14 protein-coding genes are annotated in these 20,483 nt (G+C 68.0%); all 14 read right to left on the bottom strand.

The window, feature by feature from the left end:
* Positions 1-28: 28 nt before the first annotated feature.
* Positions 29-1,243, bottom strand: a complete 1,215-nt coding sequence (locus VGU65_RS11630; RefSeq protein ID WP_327475880.1) for an ABC transporter permease — start codon at positions 1,241-1,243, stop codon at positions 29-31.
* A 130-nt stretch (positions 1,244-1,373) separates the two neighbouring features.
* Positions 1,374-2,696, bottom strand: coding sequence for an ABC transporter permease (locus VGU65_RS11635; protein WP_327475882.1), 1,323 nt, complete (start codon positions 2,694-2,696; stop codon positions 1,374-1,376).
* 39 nt (positions 2,697-2,735) lie between these two features.
* On the bottom strand, positions 2,736-3,968 hold the full coding sequence (locus VGU65_RS11640; RefSeq protein ID WP_327475884.1) for an ABC transporter permease: 1,233 nt from the start codon (positions 3,966-3,968) through the stop codon (positions 2,736-2,738).
* A gap of 10 nt (positions 3,969-3,978) precedes the next feature.
* Positions 3,979-5,286: an ABC transporter permease gene (locus VGU65_RS11645; RefSeq protein WP_327475886.1), complete on the bottom strand. Its 1,308-nt coding sequence runs from the start codon at positions 5,284-5,286 to the stop codon at positions 3,979-3,981.
* Between the two features lie 93 nt (positions 5,287-5,379).
* Positions 5,380-6,630, bottom strand: a complete 1,251-nt coding sequence (locus tag VGU65_RS11650; protein ID WP_327475888.1) for an ABC transporter permease — start codon at positions 6,628-6,630, stop codon at positions 5,380-5,382.
* A gap of 91 nt (positions 6,631-6,721) precedes the next feature.
* Positions 6,722-8,038 carry an ABC transporter permease gene (locus VGU65_RS11655; RefSeq protein ID WP_327475889.1) on the bottom strand — a complete coding sequence of 439 codons (1,317 nt, stop codon included), beginning with the start codon at positions 8,036-8,038 and terminating at the stop codon, positions 6,722-6,724.
* Positions 8,039-8,068: 30 nt separating this feature from the next.
* Positions 8,069-9,301 (bottom strand): ABC transporter permease, encoded by a 1,233-nt coding sequence (locus VGU65_RS11660; protein WP_327475891.1) that lies wholly within the window; start codon positions 9,299-9,301, stop codon positions 8,069-8,071.
* Between the two features lie 10 nt (positions 9,302-9,311).
* The gene (locus VGU65_RS11665; protein WP_327476336.1) at positions 9,312-10,625 is read right to left on the bottom strand and encodes an ABC transporter permease; all 1,314 of its coding nucleotides are present in this window, start codon (positions 10,623-10,625) and stop codon (positions 9,312-9,314) included.
* A gap of 44 nt (positions 10,626-10,669) precedes the next feature.
* Entirely contained in the window at positions 10,670-11,902 is a 1,233-nt protein-coding gene (locus VGU65_RS11670; protein WP_327475893.1) for an ABC transporter permease, read from the bottom strand.
* A gap of 13 nt (positions 11,903-11,915) precedes the next feature.
* Positions 11,916-13,223 carry an ABC transporter permease gene (locus VGU65_RS11675; protein ID WP_327475895.1) on the bottom strand — a complete coding sequence of 436 codons (1,308 nt, stop codon included), beginning with the start codon at positions 13,221-13,223 and terminating at the stop codon, positions 11,916-11,918.
* Between the two features lie 203 nt (positions 13,224-13,426).
* Positions 13,427-14,140: an ABC transporter ATP-binding protein gene (locus tag VGU65_RS11680; protein WP_327475897.1), complete on the bottom strand. Its 714-nt coding sequence runs from the start codon at positions 14,138-14,140 to the stop codon at positions 13,427-13,429.
* Positions 14,141-14,239: 99 nt separating this feature from the next.
* The gene (locus VGU65_RS11685) at positions 14,240-15,511 is read right to left on the bottom strand and encodes an efflux RND transporter periplasmic adaptor subunit (protein ID WP_327475899.1); all 1,272 of its coding nucleotides are present in this window, start codon (positions 15,509-15,511) and stop codon (positions 14,240-14,242) included.
* 221 nt (positions 15,512-15,732) lie between these two features.
* Positions 15,733-18,273 carry a TonB-dependent receptor gene (locus VGU65_RS11690; protein WP_327475900.1) on the bottom strand — a complete coding sequence of 847 codons (2,541 nt, stop codon included), beginning with the start codon at positions 18,271-18,273 and terminating at the stop codon, positions 15,733-15,735.
* 45 nt (positions 18,274-18,318) lie between these two features.
* On the bottom strand, positions 18,319-20,337 hold the full coding sequence (locus tag VGU65_RS11695) for a tetratricopeptide repeat-containing sulfotransferase family protein (RefSeq protein ID WP_327475901.1): 2,019 nt from the start codon (positions 20,335-20,337) through the stop codon (positions 18,319-18,321).
* Positions 20,338-20,483: the final 146 nt, after the last annotated feature.

Raw genomic sequence — 20,483 nt, forward strand, 5'->3', positions numbered from 1 at the left:
TGCCGGAATGCATGCAGGCGCGACGGCCTCACACCGACCGCGTCGCCACCACCGGCGGCACCGCCGCGGCGCGCAGCGCCGGCGCCAGCACCGCCAGCTGCCCGAGCGCCCACAGCACCAGCGCGCCGACCGGCAGGTACAGCAGCGGCAGGCGCGGCAGCTCGTACTGGGTCATCAGCAGGAGGTTGATGCCGAACGCGAGCACCATGCCCAGGCCGATGCCGAAGCCGACGATCAGGAAGTTCTCGGTCTGGAAATAGCCCAGGATGTCGCCCCGGGTGGCGCCCAGCGCGCGGCGCACGCCGATCTGCTTGCGCCGCTGCGCCACCCAGAAGCTGGTCAGGCCGACGATGCCCAGCGCGGTAACCAGCAGCAGCGCCACGATCACGCCCACCAGCATGCCGGCCATGGCGCGGTCGTCGCGGAAGTAGCGGTCGCGCAACTGCGGCAGGGTCTGGCTGCCCAGGCTGTCGACGACCACTTCCGGAGCGATCTTGGCGATGCGCTCGCGTGCATCGCGCAGCACGCGGTCCAGCTGGTCCGGCGCAGCGCGCAACAGGTAGACGCCGGCCAGGTTCTCCCCGGGCAAGGCGGGCACGAACACCGACCACTCCCGCGTGTCCGGGCCGCCCTCGCCACCCGCCGGCCGCGCCAGGTGGTCGACCACGCCCATCACGCGGTACGGCCGGTCGGCGCACCAGATCACCTGCCCGAGCGGGTCGGCGCCCGGCCACAGGTGCGCGGCGAGCGCGCGGCTCACCAGCACCGGCGCGCTCTTGGGCAGGAAGTCGGCCACCGCACTCATGTCGGTCGCCTGCGGCCCGCGGCCCGACACCACGCGCAGGCCCAGCGCCTCGAAGCTGCCCGGTCCGCCTACGTAGAAGTCGACCACGCCAGCCGACTTTTGCGCGTCCCGGCTCAGCTTGATGCCGGCGGTGCCGGCGTGCTGGCCGAACGGCACCGCGTTGATCACGCTGACCGACTGCATGCCGGAAATCGTGCGCAGCCCGTCGAGCACGCGTGCGTTGAGATCGGTGGCCTGGGCCGGGTCGTAGCCGGTAAGCGTCAGCTCCGCCAGCGAGCTCTCGTCGACGCCGCTCTGCAGGCCGGTCTGCTGCACCCGGTTGGCGATCAGGAAGCAGGCGTTGCAGAGCACCGCGCAGGCGAGCGCGATCTCCATGACGATCAGCAGCGTGGCCAGGCGGTGGCGGCGCAGTGCCGCGAGAACGGGTTGTACTTGCATGAGCTCTTGGCTCCCTCGAAGGAGTGCGGTCACGACTGGCCGCTTTCTGGATTTTTTGCGCCTCACCGCCGGGCGCACCGGCTTTCGTCATGCGGCCGTGGGCGGCCGCTTCCGCGTGCGGCGACGTGCCTCAAAGCGTCTTCAGTTGCAGGCCGGGAGTGACGCGACTGGCCCTCAGGGCAGGCACCAGGCCGGCGACCAGGCTGGCCAGCACGGCGAGCGCGAAGGTGGCCAGGAACATCCCGCCGTCCAGGTGCGCCAGGTCCGCGTACTCCACCGGCTGGCGGCGCACCAGCCACAGGCCCAGCAGGGTCAGCAGCCAGCCGCCGATGCCGCCGAGCAGGCCGATCATGCCGGCCTCCACCAGGCATTGCGCGAACACCGCGCCGCGGCTGGCGCCGAGCGCACGGCGCACGCCGATCTCGCCGCTGCGGCGCAGGAACTTGGCCAGCAGCAGGCCCACCGTGTTGCACAGGCAGATCAGCAGGAAGGCGAAGGCCAGCGCTACCTGCAGCCGCACGTCGCTGGGCACGACGTGGTTGAAATCCAGCCACTGCATGAGGTCCATCATCCTCGTGTTGTCCGCATGCACGAAGCGGCCGAGCGCCTTCTGCTGGACCGCGTAGTCGGCGACGAAGCGCCGGTAAGCGGCGACCTTTGCCGCATCGTTCAATTGCACCCACAGCGCCACCCACACGCACGGCGCGGTCTGCAGGTGCTTCATCGCCTGCGGATCGCCCCAGCAGGTGAACACGCCGAAGTCGTTCCCGGCGACGTCCTGTGCCGTGCTGAAGGGCATGAAGACGTCCTCGGGCTTGGCGTAGAACGAAGCCGTCTTGCCATCGGAGAACCTCCCACCAGCCACGTCGTAGAACTGCGGCGACGGGCGCCAGGACGCGAGCACCCCGATGATGCGTACGTCCGCATCCTTCAGCCGCACGGTGCGGCCCACGGAGTTGGCGCCACCGAACAACCGGTTGTTGAGATCGGCTGAGATCACCGCCACACGCGCGCGCTGCGCATCGTCGGCCGGCGTCCAGGCGCTGCCGTAGCGCAGCGGCACGGCAAACATGGGAAAGAAGTCGCTGGTGGTGGTGAGCACCCTCGCCATCTGCGGCGGCAGGTTCACGCCCGGCGTGCGCAGCTTCAGCTCGGCGTTGGCGATCAGCGTCTGGCGGTCGGCACGATGCGCGTCCCACAGGTCCATTGCGGAGCGGTAGTCCATCACGTCGCGCGGCTGGCTTTCCGGAGCCGGATTGTCGGTCGGGTCGACCTGTGGATAGAACAGCGTGGCGCTGCGCCCCGGCAGCGGGTCGCCGGAAAGCAGGTGCATCACCGTCAGCGTGGTCATGCTCGCGCCGATGCCCACGGCGATGGCCAACACCATCAGCGTGGTCAGCGCCTTGTTGCGCTTGAGACTGCGCAGGGCGAGGTCGAGGTAGTAGCTGAACATTCCGGTTCCTTCAATGCGAAATTGGCGCTGTGTCGAAACTCATACCGATCGTGTCGCCACCACCGGCGGCACCGCCGCGGCGCGCAGCGCGGGGCCGAGCACGGCGAGCTGGCCGATGATCCACAGCGTCAGCGCGCCGACCGGGAAGTAGATGGCCGGCAATCGCGGCAATTCGTAATGCAGCATCAGGAACAGGTTGATGCCGTAGGCCAGCACCATGCCCAGCACGATGCCGAAGCTCGCCAACAGGAAGTTCTCGGTCTGGAAGTAGCGCAGGATGTCGCTGCGGGTGGCGCCCAATGCGCGGCGCACGCCGATGGTGCGGCGGCGCTGCCCCACCCAGAAGCTGGCCAGGCCCACGATGCCCAGCGCGGTCACCGTGAGCAGCGCCACGATCACGCCCGCCAGGATGCCGGCCATGGCACGGTCGTTGGCGAAGAACTTCTCGCGCAGCTCGTCGTAGGTGCGCTGCTGAGTCACCATCCGTTCCGGGTCGGCTTTCTTCAGCGCGGCCACGGCAGCCTTGAGCACGGCTTCGCGGTCCTGCGGGCGGGTGCGGATGACGTAGCTCTGGTCCTTGCCTGCGCCCATGAACAGCGGCAGGACGACCGAGTAATGCGCGGTGGTGTCGTTGTAGGCATTGGCGCGCGCCAGGTTGGCCAGCACGCCGACCACCCGCACGCCCACCTGGTCGGTGAGGTAGATCATCTTGCCCAGCGGATTCTGGTGTGGCCACAGGCGATCGGCCATCGCCTGCGTGATCACCGCGACCGCGGGTATGCCCTTCGTGTCGCCGGTGGCCAGCGCCTTGACCACAATGTCCGCGTTAGTGGTCTCGTCCGGCTGCAGGTTGCGCCCCGCCACCAGTCGCGCGCCCATGGCCTGCGGAATGCCCTCGCCGAAATAGGTGCCGGCGCTGAGCGTGGGCTCCCGCTGCGCGGGATCCAGCTTGATGCTGGCGTTCGACGAGGAACTTCCCAGCGGCAGCTGGTTGGTCAACGCCACCGCCTGCACGCCCGGCACCTGGCGCAGCACAGCGAGGTCCTCGCGGGCCCGGGCGAAGATGTCGGGCGTGGGCGCGATCTCGGCCAGCTGGATCTGCACCAGCGAATGCTCGTCGACGCCGGTGGCCATGTGCATGTGCTGCAGGCGGTGGCCGATCATGAACACCGCGTTGCACACGATGGCGCAGGTCAGCGCGATCTCCAGGATCAGCAGCCACGCTGTGATCTTGTGGCGTCGCAGCGTGGAAAGTATCGGTCGCAGTTCCATGGTCGTGCCCTCAGTTGCTTTTCAGCTGCAGGGCGGGCGCTACCTGGCAGGCGCGCCAGGCCGGCAGCATGCCGGCGAGCAGGCTCGCGACCAGCGCCAGCAGGAAGGTGGTCAGCAGCATCGCGGGATCGAGATGCGCCAGTGGGGCGTGGTCGGAAGGCTGGTGCCGCACCACCCACAGGCCGAACATGGCCAGCAGCAGGCCACCCACGCCACCCACCAGACCCACCACGCCCGACTCGATCAACAACTGCGCGAACAACGCGCGCCGCGAGGCGCCCAGCGCTCGACGCACGCTCAGCTCCCCGGCGCGGCGCAGGAACTTCGCCAGCATCAGGCCCACTGTGTTGACCAGGCACACCAGCAGGAAGCCAAAAGCCAGCCCGGCCTGCAGGCGCACGTCGTCGGGCACCACCTGCCAGTAGGCCAGCCACTGCATCACGTTGCGCAGGCGCACGTTCGGCGCCTTCATGAAACGGCCCAGCGCCTTCTGCTGTTCCGAATACTGGATCAGGAACTGCTTGTAGTCCGCGGCCTTGGCCGGGGTATCCAGTTGCACCCAGAACTGCATCCACACGCAAGTCGCCGACGGGTAGATGCTACCCACGCCACCGGTGCCGTTGCCCCAACAGTCCGAAGAGCCGTTGTGGGCCACATGCAGGTCCAGCGCCGTCTGCAGCGGAATGAACACCTGCTCGGCGTAACCGTAGGAACCGGTATTGAGGTCATAGAAGTGCGGGCTGGGCGCCCAGTCGCCGAGTACGCCCATGATGCGGAACAGGCCGCCGGCTATGCGCAGCGTGCGCCCCACGCTGTTGGCGCCGCCGAACAGCCGCTCGTTCAGCTCGCTGCCGATCACCACGGTGCGCGCCTTCGCCTCGTCGTCGGCCGCGTCCCAGCCGCGGCCGTAACGGAACGGCGCGCCGAACATCGCGAAGAAATCCGCCGTGGTGTAGCGCGCCTCCACGTAGAACGGATCGATCGCGGCAGAATCTGGCTGGATCGGCACCGAGCCGCCCGTCATCAACGCCTGACGATCCGCCTTCTTCGCACGCAGCAGGTTGAAACCGTCGATCTCGGTGAGCTGCATGGGCGGCTCCTTGCCCGGCATGAGGCCGCTGTTGTCACGTGGATCGACCTGCGGGTAATACAGCGTGCCGCTACGTCCTGGCAGCGGATCGCCGGACAGCACATGCAGCACGGTGAGCGTGGTCATCGACGCACCGATGCCCAGTGCGATGGCGACCACCATCAGCACGGTGAGCGCCTTGTTGCGCCGAAAGCTGCGCACGGCGAGGTCGAGGTAGTAGCCGAACATGTGTGCTCCTTCAACGTGGGGCGTCTTGCCACAAGCGCCCCATCCATCCTGCGGCACCTTCCCCGGGGACCGGGGCAAAGGACCAATCCAACCTCACACCGACCGCGTCGCCACCACCGGCGGCACGTTGGACGCGCGCCGCGCCGGCGCGAACACCGCCGCCTGCCCCAGCAGCAGCACGGCCGCCACGCCGGCGATCACGTAAAGCACCGGCAGGCGATCCATCTCGTAGCGGTGCATCAGCCAAAGGTTGAGCCCCACCGCCAGCAGCACGCCGATGACCGCGCCGATGCCGGCGATCAGCAGGTTCTCCGCCTGGAAGTAATGCAGGATGTCGACCTTGCGCGCGCCCAGCGCACGGCGCACGCCGATCTGGCGGTGGCGCTGTCCGACCCAGAAGCTGGTCAGGCCGACGATGCCCGCGGCGGTGACGCCGATCAGGATCAGGCAGACCACACCCATCAGCACGGCCATGCCCACGTCGGCGCGATAGGCCTCGGCGCGGATGTCGGCGAAGGACTTGACACTGTCGTCGTCGAGCACGCGCAACGGGTTGACGCCATAGAGCACGGGAGTGACCGCCTTCATCACCGCCTGCAATCGGCCCGGCTTGGTGCGGATCGCATAGCGGGAGAAATTGGCGTTCAGCCGGATCGGCTCCAGCGTCGAATTCCACACGAAGCCGTTGGTCCAGCTGCCGGTACCTGGCACCTGCAGGCGTTCGACGACGCCGATGATGGTGGTCGGCGTGCTGGAGCCGTCCAGGTACATCACCTTGCCCACCGCGCCCTGCGGGAACAGCTTTTCGGCCAGCGCCTTGGTGACGATCACCATCGGCGGCTCGCCCTGGTCGCGGAAGCCGCGGTGCTGCACGTCTGCGGCGGTGAACGCGCGTCCGGCCACCAGCTTCAGGCCCAGCGTGCCGAGCATGCTCTCGTCGCCGGTGTAGTAGGTGCTGCGGGCGTTGCCGCCGCGCAGGTCGGTGCCGGGCTTGAGCGCGGCCGAGCCGTTCCAGGAGGAGTTGAGCAGCGGCAGCGAGTTGATCGGCGTCACCGAGACCACGTCCGGCATGGCGCGCAGCGCGGCGAGGTCGGCCTGCAGCATGCTGTCGAGCTTGTCGTTGTCGCCCGGCTGGTCGCCGCCGGGCGCGCCCACCCACTGCTGGGTGACCAGCATCAGGTTGGCCTCTTGCAGCCCGGTGGGACGGTTCACCCGCTGCACGCGCTGGCCGATGATGAAGATGGCGTTGCAGACGATCGCGAGAGTCAGCGCGATCTGCAGGGAAATCAGCACCACGCCCGCCTTGTGCTTGCGCAATGCCGCGATCATGGGATGCAGGGTCATGGCCTTGTTCCTTGCGAAATTCGATGGATGAGCCGGCTTGGTTCGAGGAGTGCGGCCATGGATGGCCGCTTTCTCGCGCAGGGACAGCGCACTAGTTGCTCTTCAGCTGCCAGGCGGGCTGCACCCGCGAGGCGCGGAACGTGGGATAAAGCCCGGCCAGCAGCGTGGCGATGGTGGCCACCAGCAGCGTCAGCAGCAGCAGCGGCACGTCCAGCCGGGCCAGCGCGGCGATGTCCTTGGGCAGCACCCAGCTCACGCTGGCCACGCCCACGCCGGTGAGCAGCAGCCCCAACAGGCCGCCCGCCAGGCCGATGATCCCGGCCTCGGTCAGGAACTGCGCGTAGATGGCCGCGCGCTGCGCGCCCAGCGCGCGGCGCACGCCGATCTCGCTGCTGCGGCGCAGGAACTTCGCCAGCAGCAGGCCGGCGGTGTTGACCAGGCACACCACCAGCAGGCCCAGCGCGACCAGCAGCGACACCCTGGTGTCGCTGGGCACCACCTTCTGGGCATCGAGCCACTCGGGCAGGCTGCGCAGGCGGTTGTTCGGCGCCCAGCCGAAGCGCCCGGCCTGTTGCTGGTCGCGTGCGTAGCCGTCGAGGTACTCCTTGTAGGCGCTCACCGCGGCCGCGTCATCCAGCTGCGCCATGTACGCGATCCAAACACAGCTGGAACGCTGCAACCCGACGAAGCCCGACTGGGCCGGTATCTCGCTGCAGTTGGTGTTGCCGTCGTTGGGCATGCCCACCTCGATGGCACGCTCGAACGGCAGGAACACGTCCTCGTTGCTGCTGTTGAAGCCGCCGGTGTTGACCACGTCGTAAAAGCGCGGCTGCGGGTTCCAGTCGCCCAGTACGCCCACCACGCGGTAATCCCTGCCCTCGATGCTGACCGAGCGGCCGACGCTATTGGCGCCGCCGAACAGTTTCTCGTTGAGCTTGCGGCTGATCACCACCACCGCCGCGCGCTGGTTGTCGGCACCGGCGTCCCAGGCGCCGCCGTAGCGGAAGGGCGCATCCACCATCGGGAAGAACTCGCTGAAGACGGCGTGGCCGCTGACATTGATGGGGTGCTTGCCGGCGCCGGTGGGCACCACCGAGGGCGAGACCTGGTACATCGCCGACTGCAGCTTGGCGCGGTGCGCGCGCTGCAGCGCCATGGCGTCGGTGTAGTCCATCGCGTCCGGTGGCTCGCCGTTGTCGTTGCGGCCCTTCGGACCCCACATGTCGATCTGCGGCACGAACAACTTGGACGACTTCCACGGGATCGGATCGCCCGACACCGCGCGGAACACCGAATAGGTGGTCATCGACGCGGCCACGCCGAAGCCGATCGCCAGCACCATCAGCAGTGTCAGCCCGCGGCTCCGCCTGAGGCTGCGCAACGCCAGTTCGAGGTAATAGGTGAACATCGGGACGTCTCTCCAAGGATTGCGCTAGGGCTATACCGACCGCGTCGCTTCCACCGGGGGCACGCGCGAGGCCTTCATCGCGGGGGCCAGCACGGCGCCCTGCCCCAGCAGGAGCAGCAGCACCACGCCGCCGGCCAGGTAGACCGGCGACAGCGGCTGGGCGCCCAGGCGCAGCACCAGCCACAGGTTCATCGACAGCGCCAGGACGATGCCCAGCAGCACGCCGCCGCAGGTGATCAGCAGGTTCTCGGTGAGGAAGTAGCTGAGGATGTCGCGCCGACGCGCCCCCAGCGCGCGGCGTACGCCGATCTGCTTGCGCCGCTGGCCGACCCAGAAGCTGGTCAGGCCGACGATGCCCGCGGCGGTGATCACCAGCAGCACCGCACTGATGATGCCCATCAGGATGGCCATGCCGCGGTCGCTGTCGTAGGCACGCGCGCGGATCTGCGCGAAGCTGCCGCCGTCGGAGGGATCGATGATGCGCTGGCGGTCCAGCGCGAACAGTGCCTTGGGCGCCTCCCGCATCGCCGCTTCGAGCTGGCCAGGCCGGGCGCGCACGATGTAGTAGACGCCCGAAGGCCAGTCAAGGCGCATCGGCCAGATCATCGACTGATAGGCATAGGCGGACTGCCAGTCCTCCACCGCCTGCGTCTGCAGGCGATCGACGATGCCGATGATGATGCTGGGGGTGGTACTCATCGAATACAGCGGCTTGCCCAGCGCCGAGCCGTCGGGATAGAGACGATCGGCCAGCGCACGGGTGACGATCACCTGCGACGGATGCAGTTCCTCGCGCAACCCGAGGGTGCCGATCTCGTCGGCGCGGAAGTTGCGGCCCGCCACCAGTTTCACGCCCAGCGCATGCAGCAGGTGCTCGTCGCCCAGGTACACCGCGGCGTCGGAGGTCGGCCGCACCTGGTCCGGGGTCAGGCCGACGAAGTTGTCCCAACCGCCGCCCCGCAACGGGTAGGAATTGCTCGGTGCGGCATCCAGCACGCCCGGCAGCTGCCTTAGCGCGTCCAGGTCGGTGCGCACCTGCGCGTCGATCTCCTGCTTGGACTTCTGTTCGCCGGCCCATTGGTTGTAGATCACGAACAGATCGGCCTCGTCGACGCCGGTGGGTGCCGACAGGTGCTGCAGGCGCTGGTGGATGATGAACAGCGCGTTGCAGACGATCGCCAGGGTCAGCGCGATCTGCAGCACGATCAGCACGGTGCCGGCCTTGTGGCGACGCAGGGCGGTCAGGACGGGTTTGATCTGCATGGTCGCCGCCTCAGTGTGACTTCAGCTGCCAGGCCGGCTGCACCTGTGCGGCGCGCCAGGCCGGGTAGAACGCCGCGATCAGCGTGGCCACCACGGCCAGCGCCAGGCACAGCCCCACCAGCGAAAGGTCCAGTTGCGCCAGGCGCGCGATCTGCGGACGGAACAGGACGCCAACCCCCGAGATGCCCACTGCGGTCAGCACCAGTCCCAGCAGCCCGCCCGCCCCGCCTACCGAGGCCGCTTCGATCAGGTATTGCGCGTAGATCTGCCGGCGCGGCGCGCCCAGTGCACGGCGCACGCCGATCTCGCCGGCCCGGCGCATGAACTTGGCCAGCAGCAGGCCGACCGTGTTGACCAGGCAGATGACGAAAAAGCCCATCGCCACGACCAGCGCGATGCGGCTTTCCGGCGGCACCATCTGCCGGTAGTCCAGCCACTGCATCACGTCGCGCAGGCGCACGTTGGGTGCCCAGGCGAAGCGTCCGGCCCGCTGCTGGTCGGCCGAATAGCTCTCCAGGAAGTGGCGATAGCGGGCAACCTCGGCCGCATCGTCCAGTTCCACCCAGGGCGTGATCCAGACGCAGTTGCTCTGCAGCCACCCGTCGTAGCCGTCGAACGAGGGATTGCCGCGGCAGCTGTTGTTGCCCGCGGTGTCGAGCTTGAGGTCCAGGGCGCGGGTGAACGGGATATAGAAATCGGTCGGGTCGCGGAAGCCGCTGGTGCTGCCGGTGGCCGCGAAGAAGCGCGGCTTGGGGTTCCAGTGCCGGGTCACCCCGACCACCCGATAAGCGTGACCACCCAGCACGACCTCCCGACCCACGCTGTTGGCGCCACCGAACATGCGCTGGTTGAATTCCTCGCTGATCACCACCTGGGCCGCGTGCCCGTCATCGGCGTTCGCAGCCCAGCCGCCGCCATAGACGAACGGCACCTCGAACATGGGGAAGAAGTCCGCGGTCACCGCGTAGCCGTCGGCGCCTTCGGGCAGGCTGTGCCCCCGGTCCGGCTGCGCCGACAGCCACACCGAATACAGCAGGGTCTGGCGCTTGGCCTGATGAGCGCGCTGGAGCGCCAGCGCATCGACGTAGTTCAGTGCGTAGGGTGGCTCGCCATCGATGTTCTGCTGCGGCCCCCAGCTGTCGATCTGCGGCGTGAACAGCACGCTGGACTTGTCCGGGATGGGATTGCCCGACACCGCGCGAAACACCGAGTACGTGATCATCGCGGCGGCCACGCCGAAGCCGATCGCGATGACCATCAGCCCGGTAAGGACCGGATTGCGGCGCAGGCTGCGCATGCCGAGTTGGAGGTAGTAACCGAACACCATAGACTCCGTTTCGTCCCCTCTGCTGGAGAGGGGACCCAGGTTCACACGCTGCGTGTCGCCTCCACCGGCGGCACGCGAGAGGCTTTCATCGCCGGCGCCAGCACCGCGCCCTGCCCCAGCAGCAGCAGCACGGCCACACCCGCCGCCACATAGAGCAGCGACAGCCGCTCCATCTCGAAATGGCTGACCAGCCACAGGTTCATGCCGATCGCCAGCACCGCGCCGACGACCACGCCACCGGCGCCGATCAGCAGGTTCTCGGTGAGGAAGTAGCTGAGGATGTCGCGCCGGGTGGCGCCCAGCGCGCGGCGTACGCCGATCTGCTTGCGCCGCTGGCCGACCCAGAAGCTGGTCAGGCCGACGATGCCCGCGGCGGTGATCGCCAGCAGCACGGCGCACACCACCCCCATCAGGATCGCCATGCCGCGGTCGCTCTTGTAGGCCTGCTCACGCACCTGCGCGAAGGTGCGCACGCCGCGCTCCTCCGGGATCACGCGCATGCGGTTTGTCTTGAACAGCAGCGCCGGCACCTCGCGCGCCATCCGGTCGAGCTGGCCCGGCTGCGTGCGCACCAGGTAACTGCCGAAGTTGCCGGTCAGCAGGCGCGGAATGAGGATCGCGTTCTCGGAAAAGTTGCCGGCCCAGGTACCGGTCCAGGGCACCTGCAGGCGCTCGACGATGCCGATGATGGTGCTCGGGGTGGTGTGGCCGGAGTGGTAGAGCGGCTTGCCCAATGCACTGCCGTCCGGGTAGAGCTTGTCGGCCAGGGCCTTGCTCACCATCACCACGGGCGTGGTGGTGAATTCCTTGGCGTCGATCCAGTCGATCTCGTCGGGGCGAAAGTTGCGGCCGCCGACCAGTTTCAGCCCCATCGTGGACAGCGCATGGTCGTCGCTGAAGTAGAGCGTGGTGTGCGCCATTTCCTTCTTGGTGTCCGGCGTGTTGTTCACGCTGGTCGACCAGCCGCCGCCGCGCAGCGGGTAGGAGTTGGCCATGGTCGCGTCCACCACGCCCGGCATGCGGCGCAAGGCCTCCAGGTCGGTGCGGCCCAGCGAAGGCGTCGCCTTCTCGTCGGTGCCGACCCAGCGGTTGGCGAGCGTGAGCAGGTTGCTCTCGACCATGCCGGTCGGGCGGGACAGGTGCTCGGTGCGCTGGCGGATGATGAACAGCGCGTTGCACACGATCGCCAGCGTCAGCGCGATCTGCAGCGCGATCAGCACGGTGCCGGCCTTGTGCCGCTTGAGTGCGGCGAGAATGGGCTTGATCTGCATCATCGTCGTCGCCTCCTCAGTTGGACTTCAGTTGCCAGGCCGGCTGCACCTGGGCGGCGCGCCAGGTCGGGTAGAACGCGGCCAGCAGGGTGGCCAGGACGGCGACGATCAGCGTGAGGACGACCAGCTTTCCGTCCAGCGTGGCCAGGCGGGCGATCTGCTCGTCGAACACCCAGCCCACGCCGAGCATCCCCAGGCCGGTCAGCAGCAGGCCCAGTACGCCGCCGGTCAGGCCCACGGTGCCGGCCTCGACCAGGAACTGCACGTAGACCTCGCGTTGCGAGGCGCCCAGCGCGCGGCGCACGCCGATCTCCGGCGAGCGGCGCAGGAACTTGGCCAGCAGCAGGCCGACCGTGTTCACCAGGCAGATCAGCAGGAAGCCGAGCGACACCAGTAGCGAGATCTTCGACTCCGGCGGCACCACCTTGTTGAAGTCCAGCCAGTCGGTCACGTCGCGCACGCGCACGTTGGGCGCCCACTTGAAGCGGCCGGCGCGCTGCTGCTCGGCCGCATAGCCGGTGAGCCAGCGCCGGTACGCGTCTGCGTCGGCGGTGGTCGGCAACTCCGCCCAGTACTGGATCCACACGCACTCGGAGCGCAGCCAGTTGTCCCAGCCCGTGCCGGGCGTGTCGTCGCAATTGTTGTTGCCCGCGGTGCCCATCTTCAGGTCGATCGCGCGGGTGAACGGGATGAACAGGCCGATCGGATCGCCGAAGCCGCCGGTGTTGACAGGGTCGAAGAACAACGGCTGCGGGTTCCATTCGCCGGTCACGCCGGTGATGCGGTAGTCGCGTCCGTCCAGGTTGATCGTCTTGCCCACGCTGTCCTGGCCGTTGAACAGCTTGTCGTTGAGCTTCCTGCCGATCACCACGACCGCGGCGCGCGCGTCGTCCTGCGCCTGGGTCCACGGGCCGCCGTAGATGAAGGGCACGTCGAACATGGCGAAGGCGTCGCTGTACCAGGCGTAGCTGTTCTCCTGGATCGGCAGGCGGCTGGCGTCGGCCGGGATCACCGACGGCGCGATCGGGTAGAGCGCGGTCTGGCGCCGGCCTTTGTGCGCCTGCATGAAGGCCACGGCATCGGTATAGGTGAGCGCCGGGGGCGGCTCGCCATGGTCAAGGTCTTCCGACTTCCAGTTGGCGATCTGCACCGCATACAGCTGACCGGACTTCTGCGGGATCGGATTGTTGGAGGTCGCGCGGAACACCGAGTAGGTGATCATCGAGGCGGCCACGCCGAAGCCGATCGCCATGATCATCAGCGCGGTCAGCAGCGGGTTGCGGCGGAGACTGCGCAGGCCGAGCTGAAAGTAGTAGGCGAACATGTCGGGGGTTCCGGAAGGAGGGGCGACTGGGTAGGCGTCCAAGCTCCCTCTCCCCCGGCGCAGCCGGGGGAGAGGGAGCGGGGGAGAGGGGGAGGCCCTTGCTGCGGCTTCCACGGCCTGGGGCAAAAGCCAAAGGCCTCCCCCCCTCACCCAACCCTCTCCCCCGGCATTCGCCGAGGGAGAGGGCTTTCAACTGGCCAACGTCAGGCGTCCGCGACGCGCGCGTTGTGCGCGTGGAAGCGCGGCTCCTCGGAAAGATCCACCACCTGGCCGTCGATGATGTGCACGTTGCGCTGGGCGCGCGCGGCCAGTTCCGGATCGTGGGTCACCATGACGATGGTGGCGCCCTCGCGGTGGATCTCTTCCAGCAGCTCCATCACGCCGCGGGCCATCTGGGTGTCCAGGTTACCGGTCGGTTCGTCCGCCAGCAGCAGGCGGGGCGAACCGGCGAGCGCGCGGGCGATGGCCACGCGCTGCTGCTGGCCGCCGGACAGCTCGGCCGGGTAATGCTTGGCGCGCGAGGCCAGGCCCACGCGCTCGAGCGCGTCCATGATGCGCTGCTTGCGCTCGGCACCCTTCATGCCGCGGTAGCGCAGCGGAACCTCGACGTTGTCGTACACGTTGAGGTCGGGGATCAGGTTGAACGCCTGGAAGATGAAGCCGATCTTCTCGTTGCGGATCTTCGAACGCGCGTTGTCGTTCAGCTGGCTCACCTCAATGCCGTCGAGGTGGTAGTGCCCGCCCGTGAAGGTTTCCAGCAGGCCCGCGATGGTGAGGAAGGTGGTCTTGCCCGAGCCCGACGGACCGGTGACGGCGACGAACTCGCCTTCCTTCACGTCGATGTTGAAGTCACGCAGGGCGTAGGTCTCCACCACTTCGGTGCGGTAGACCTTGGACAGGTGGGTCATCTTGAGCATGGTGGAGTCCTTCGGTTGTTGAGCAGTAGTTGGAACGATGAGCCTCGATCGCCCGGGCGCGCCGTTCCACGAGGGAACGGCGCGCCCGTGGGTGTGGCCTCAGTCGCTGATGGCGACCTTCGCCGCATCCTTGAAGTTGTCGGTGCCGGAGATCACGATCTTGTCGCCTTCCTTCAGGCCGTCCAGGATCTCGACCTTGTCGATGCTGCTGGCGCCGACGCGGATGGGCTTCTTCTCGGCGATGCCGCCGCGCACGACGTAGGCGTAGTTGCCGCCGGACTCGTCGACGAAGGAGCCGCGCTGCACGGTCAGCACGTTGTCGCGCTTGTCGAGCAGGATGCGCACGGACAGGCGCTGGTTCTGGCGCAGCTGCTTCGGCGTCGCGCCGTCGAAGCGCAGCCGCGCGGCCACCTCGCCGTTGACCACCTCGGGCGAGATCGCGCTGACCAGTCCCTTCCAGGTGTTGCCGTTGCCGGTGATCTCGCCGGCCATGCCGATGCCGAGGTCACGCGCGAAGCTCTCCGGCACCTTCATCTCCACTTCCAGCGCGGACAGGTCGATCACGCTGAGCAGCTGCGCGTCCTTGGCCACGGTGGCGCGCTCGGCGATGAACAGCTGGCCGACCTGGCCGTCCACCGGCGACTTCACGTTGAGGTCGTCGACCTGGCGCTTGAGGTCCTGGACCAGCAGCTCCTGGCGCTCGTGCGCGAGCTTCTTGGACTTGATGTCGAAGTTCAGGCTGTCGTTGTCCATCCCCAGGTCCGCCTTGGCGTGCATGGTGGTCAGCTTGGCCTTCTGCAGGGTGTCCTTGGCACGGTCCACGTCCATGCTCGGCACGGCGCCGAGCTTGAACGCCTTCTCGTTGCGCGCCAGGTCGCGCTCGGCGGCCTGCTGGTCGATCAGCGCGTTGTCGTAGGCCTTCTGCAGTTCGCCGCGCTTCTTGCGCGCGTCGATCTGGGCGCGCTGGTAGTCCACTTCCATGGCGTCGGCGTTGGATTCTTCCTGCGCCAGCTTGTTGGTGAGCTCGGGGCTGTCGATGGTGGCGAGCACCTGGCCCCTCTTCACCGTGTCGCCGGCGTGCACCTTGAGCGTGACCGCGCCGCCGGAGGTGGCGTAGAGCGTGGGGCTCACCGCCGCCACCACCTTGCCCTCGGCCGCGATGTCGCGCACGAAAGGACCACGCTGGACGGTGGCGAAGGACAGCCGCGAGGCGCTTACCGAGGCATCGGCGGAGAACAGCCGCATCACGCCGGGCAGCGCCAGGCCGCCGGCGACCAGCACGGCCAGACCGATGCCGGCTATCAGCAGCCGGCGCTTGCGGTTTGGTTTGACTTCGACCATTCGGTCTTGAGCGGAAGTGTCGCGGATCATCGATGCCGTTCCTGACCGCGTACAGCGCGGTTACACGGCAGTCTCAGCAATCGGCATGCCAGATAAGGACGCCTGCCACAAAGGCTTACCTTTCAATCGTTTGCATCGCACGTCCGGCAAAGTCCAGGTGTCCGCGGACACCGCACGGACGCCGCCGCGGACGAAAACGCAAAGGCCCCGGTTGGCACCGGGGCCTTCGTGGTCTTGCGGGCGACGTTCGGCTAGAACTCCTGTTTGAAGCGGATGCCGAACGTGCGCGGCACGCTGAAGCCGGTATACACCTGCCCGTCCGGATACAGCGCCGACGCACCGTGCGCGGCACACACCGCCGGGGAGCACTCGGTGAACTTGTACAGCGCCGCCCGCTTGTCGAATACGTTGTCGACGTAGGCGTCCAGCGACCAGTTGCCCCTTTGCACGCCGGCGGAAAGGTCGACCGAGTTGTACGCAGGCAGGTCGCCGAGCAGGCTGCTCTCGAGCAGGCGCAGGTCGGTGGTCCGCCGGCCCACGTGCACAAGCGCGCCCTGCACGAAAGCATCGTTGCCGCCGAGGCTGAAGTTGTAGCGCGCCACCAGGTTGCCCTTGAAGCGCGGCGTGATCGGCAACCGCGAGCCCTTGGGCGCCAGCGGCCCGTTCACCACCTGGCCGGTGGACTGGTTGATCGAGCCGGGCGGACAGTTGGTGACCGCGTTGCCGTTGGCGTCGGTGAAGCCGCAGTAGTTCGCGGTCAGCTTGGCGTCGTAGAACGCCACGCCGGTGCTGATGTTGAGGTCGTAGGTGGCCTGCCAGACCAGTTGCGACTCCAGGCCGTCGATGCGCGCGGAGTTGGCGTTCTTGATCTGGGTGAGGCCGTTGGCGCCCAGGATGTTGAACTGGAAGTCGTTCCAGTTCTCGCGGAACACCGCGCCGTTGAACGACAGCCGGTTGTCGAACCAGGAGGTCTTCCAGCCCAGTTCCAGGTTGGTCAGGAAGTCCGCCTGGTAGGGCGGCAGCTGGCCGGCGCGGTTGACGCCGCCGGGGCGGTAGCCCTCGGAGCGGGTGGCGTAGATCATCTTGCTGGGCGAGAGGTTCCAGGTGAGGTTGACCTTGCCCAGCGAGCCGCTTTGCCGCACGCGCTTGTCGAAGTCCAGGCAGGGCGCGTCGATGAACGGCTGGGCCGAGATGCAGCCGGCCTCGCCGTAGCTGGAGTTCGGCGAGAAGCCCTTGCTGAAACCGTAGAAGCCGTACAGCTGGTTGGCAGTGCGGAAGTAGCGCCCGCCGACGGTGGCGGTGAGCGTCTCGGGAATGATGTCGTAGGACAGCTCACCGAACACGGCCTTGTCGTAGTCGTAGCGCATCTGCCGGGTCAGCCAGATCGTGTTGGGCCAGCCGGCCACCGACAGGCTGGTGGCCAGATTGTTGATCTGGTAGTCCTGCATGATGTCGTGCTTCTGCTTCTGCCAGAACGCGCCGGCGACCAGCCGCAGGCGGTCCTCGCTGGGCGAGACGATGCGCAGCTCATGGCTGTTGATGGTGTAGTGGTCGCGGTCGCTGATGAACTCGGAGGGGTTGATCAGCGCGCCGCTGTTGTCGTGGATATAGGCGCCGTAGGAAAGCAGGGTGTCGTACCAGAACGAGTAGTCGTTGTAGTCGGTCGCCTCTTCCTGGTTGCGCTTCAGGTGCGCATAGGCGTAGGTCACGTCGAAGTTGCCGATCTTGCCCTGCACGGTCAGCGCGCCCTGCCACCAGCGGTCGTTCACCCGTTCGGGATAGAAGTGGGTAACGGCCAGGTCGCCGACGACCGGGTCGCTGGCGAAGGTTCCATGCGAGATCGTCTGCTGCCCCATCAGGGTGGGGCTGATCGACCAGTCGTCGTCCAGGTTGACCTTCAGCGCGGCGCGGGCGCCGCTGGTGTTGGCGTCGTTGTAGTGCTTGCGGGCATGCCCGAAGCACTCCAGCTGCGGGCCCGGCGTGCAGCCATCGGCATTGCTGACGGTGATGCCGGACACCGGGAACGTCCGCGAGCCGGGCTTGTTGTCGATGTAGCCGGCGTCGTGCTCGCGCCAGCCGACCAGGCGCACCGCCGCGGCCTTGCTCAGCGGGATGTTGAGCATGCCCTCGGTGGTGTAGCCGATGCCGCCGTGCGCCACCTTGTTGATGCCGAGGGTGTAATTGGCTGCGAAGCCGCCGGGATCGGGCTTGTTGGTGATGATGCGCAGCGCGCCCGCCTCGGCGCTGGCGCCGTACAACGTGCCCTGCGGCCCGGCCAGCACCTCGATGCGGGCGATGTCGTACATGTGGATGTCGAGCGGACCCTGGATCGTGGTGACCGGCTGGTCGTCCAGGTACACGCCCACGCTGGGTTGCGATCCGGAGTGGTTGGTGTTGCCGCCGCTGGCCACGCCGCGCATGTAGATGGTGGCGAAGCCCGGGCCGGTGGCGATGCCGCCGCCGCCCTGCTGGAAGGTGACGCTGGGCAGGTACTTCACGTAGTCGTTGAAATTCTGCACGTGCAGCGCCTCGAGCTGGTCGTTTTCCAGCACGCCGATGCTGATCGGCACCTTCTGCAGGTTTTCGGTGCGCTTCTGCGCGGTGACGTTCACCACCCCCAGCGTGGTGGGCTTCTGCTTGGTCGCCGGCGCCGTGGCGGACGTCCCGGCCGGTTCCGCGTCCTGTGCCAGGACTGGCGCGGCGATAGCCAGGCAGATCGCCGCCGCCAGCGGCAGCCTCGCCAGTGTCGCTCGTGGTATCCCGCCGATCCGCTTCAACCCATTCGTATGCATACACCCTCCCCAGGCAAGTCACTACAAACGATCGGTATCGAGCCGCTACTCCCCTTCAGGCACGTCCGGGTAGCTCGCCAGCACCGGCCCCAACGCCGACGCCAGCGGCTCCAGCCACGCCGCGTAATGCCGCCAGTGATCCACCCCCTCACGGTAGATCGGCTGGCGTACCTGTTCCGAGCTGGCCGTGCGCACCGGCCGCGGATTGTCGAAAAATCGCAGGCAGCCTGGCTCGAACGGCAGGCCGCAGTAGTCGAGCAGCCGACGCACCTCGCCCTCGGTGTCCTCGACCATGCGCTCGTACACCACGCGGTGGATGCGCCCGGGCAGAACGTCGTCGAAATGCGCCATCAGCGCCACGTAGTCGCGGTAGTAGCGGCCGATGTTCTCGAGGTCGTAGCTGAAGCCCTGCCCGCGCGCAAAGTGCTGCTTGAAGGCCGAGAAGCCACAGGCCATCGGATGCCGGCGCGCGTCGATGATCCTGGCGTTCGGCAGGATCAGCTGGATCAGGCCCAGGTGCATGAAGTTGTTCGGCATCTTGTCGATGAACAGCGGTGCCGAGGTCTTGCGCTGGATGCGGGTGTGCGCCAGGTAGCGCTCGCCGAGCGCGCGCAGCGCGTCGGCGCCCTGCGCCGCCAGCGCGCCGTGGTAGGGCATCGCCTCGCCGGCGTCGCCCTGCTGGCGCAGCAGGCGGGTGATCGAGGTGATCTCGGGCAGTTCCATCGTGCCCTCGACCTGGCTGTGGCTGGACAGGATCTGCTCGATCAGGGTGGAACCGGCGCGCGGCAGGCCGACCACGAAGATCGGGTCGGGCGCCAGGCTGCCGGCGCCGGCGCGCGCGGCGAAGAACTCGCGCGTGTAGCGCTCGCGGATGTAGCGCACCCGCGCGCTGGTGTCGTCGGCGCTGTAGTTGAGCTGCGCGCGGCGGATCGCGTTGCCGCGCGCGTAGTGGCGGAACGACGGCTCGTATTCGCCCGTATCTTCCATCGCCTTGCCGATGGCGAACTCCAGGTGCAGGCGGTCGTCCTCGGCCAGGTCCGCGCGCGCCAGCTGTCCACGCATCGCGGCCAGTTCGCTGGCCTCGAAACGGAAGGTCTTGAGGTTGGCCAGGCTCCACCATACCTCGCCGAACGAGGGTTCGAGCTCCAGGCTGCGGCGATAGGCGGCGACGGCGCGCTCGGTGTGCCCGGCGGTCTTCAGCGCGTGGCCCTGGCTCACCCATAGTTTGGAGTTGTCCGGCTGCTGTGCGAGCAGCGCGTCGTAGATGCCGATCGCCTGAGCGTAGTCGCCCGTGCGGCACAGCACTGCCGCCTTGAGCACGCGGCTGCCGGCGTCCTCCGGGTCGGCTGCCAGCAGGCGCTCGATCTCGGCCAGCGCCTGCTCCGACCGGTTGCTGCGGTGCAGGACCAGCGCGTAATTGCGGCGCGCCTCGCGGAAGCTGGGCGCCAATTCCAGGCAGCGCTCAAGCAGGTGCACGGCGTCCTCGTTGCGGTCCAGCCGTGCGGCAAGCTCGGCGAACATGCGGATGGCCGCCACGTCGGTGGGCGCCTGCCGCAGCTGCGCGCGCAGCAGCGCCTCGGCCTCGGGAATGCGGTTCCCGGCCAGCGCCACGGCGGCGGCCATCAATTGCGGATCGTGGGCGGCGTGGCGCACGTGGCTGACATAGGCCGCATCGGCGGCCTCGCTTTCGCCCGCCGCCGTTAGGCCGTCGGCGAGCACGCGCCAGGCCTGCGGCAGGTTCGGATCGAGCGCCACTGCGCGGCGCAGCGCAGCGATGGCTTCCTGCCCGCGGCCGCAGCCGGCCAGCGCCTGCCCCAGGTCGAACTGGACTTGTGCCGAGTCCGGCCATGCACGCGCCAGCCGAACGAGGATGGCCAGCGCAACGGTCGGGTCGCCCCGCCGCGAATGCGCCGCGGCCAGCAATTGCAGGGCCGATGGATGGTCGGGGGCGACCTTGAGGATCTCCCCGAGCTGTTCGGCCGCCAGGCCCGGATCGTGCTCCAGCAGCCGCTTGGCATGGGCCAGCGCCTGCTCCAGCGTGCCGGTGGCGGCAGCCTCCGTCATGCGTCGGCTTGCCGCGATGGAGCGGCGTGCGGGTCGGTTCCCGGGCGACACGACAGGCATGCGGCGCGTGGCATGGGGACGGCAGCTCCCTGGAGGCTCACCGCAATCTAGCATCCCGATCCGGCCGGCAGGTAGTGGCTGCGGCC

Source organism: Frateuria sp. (assembly GCF_035943815.1).
Lineage (GTDB): Bacteria > Pseudomonadota > Gammaproteobacteria > Xanthomonadales > Rhodanobacteraceae > Frateuria_A.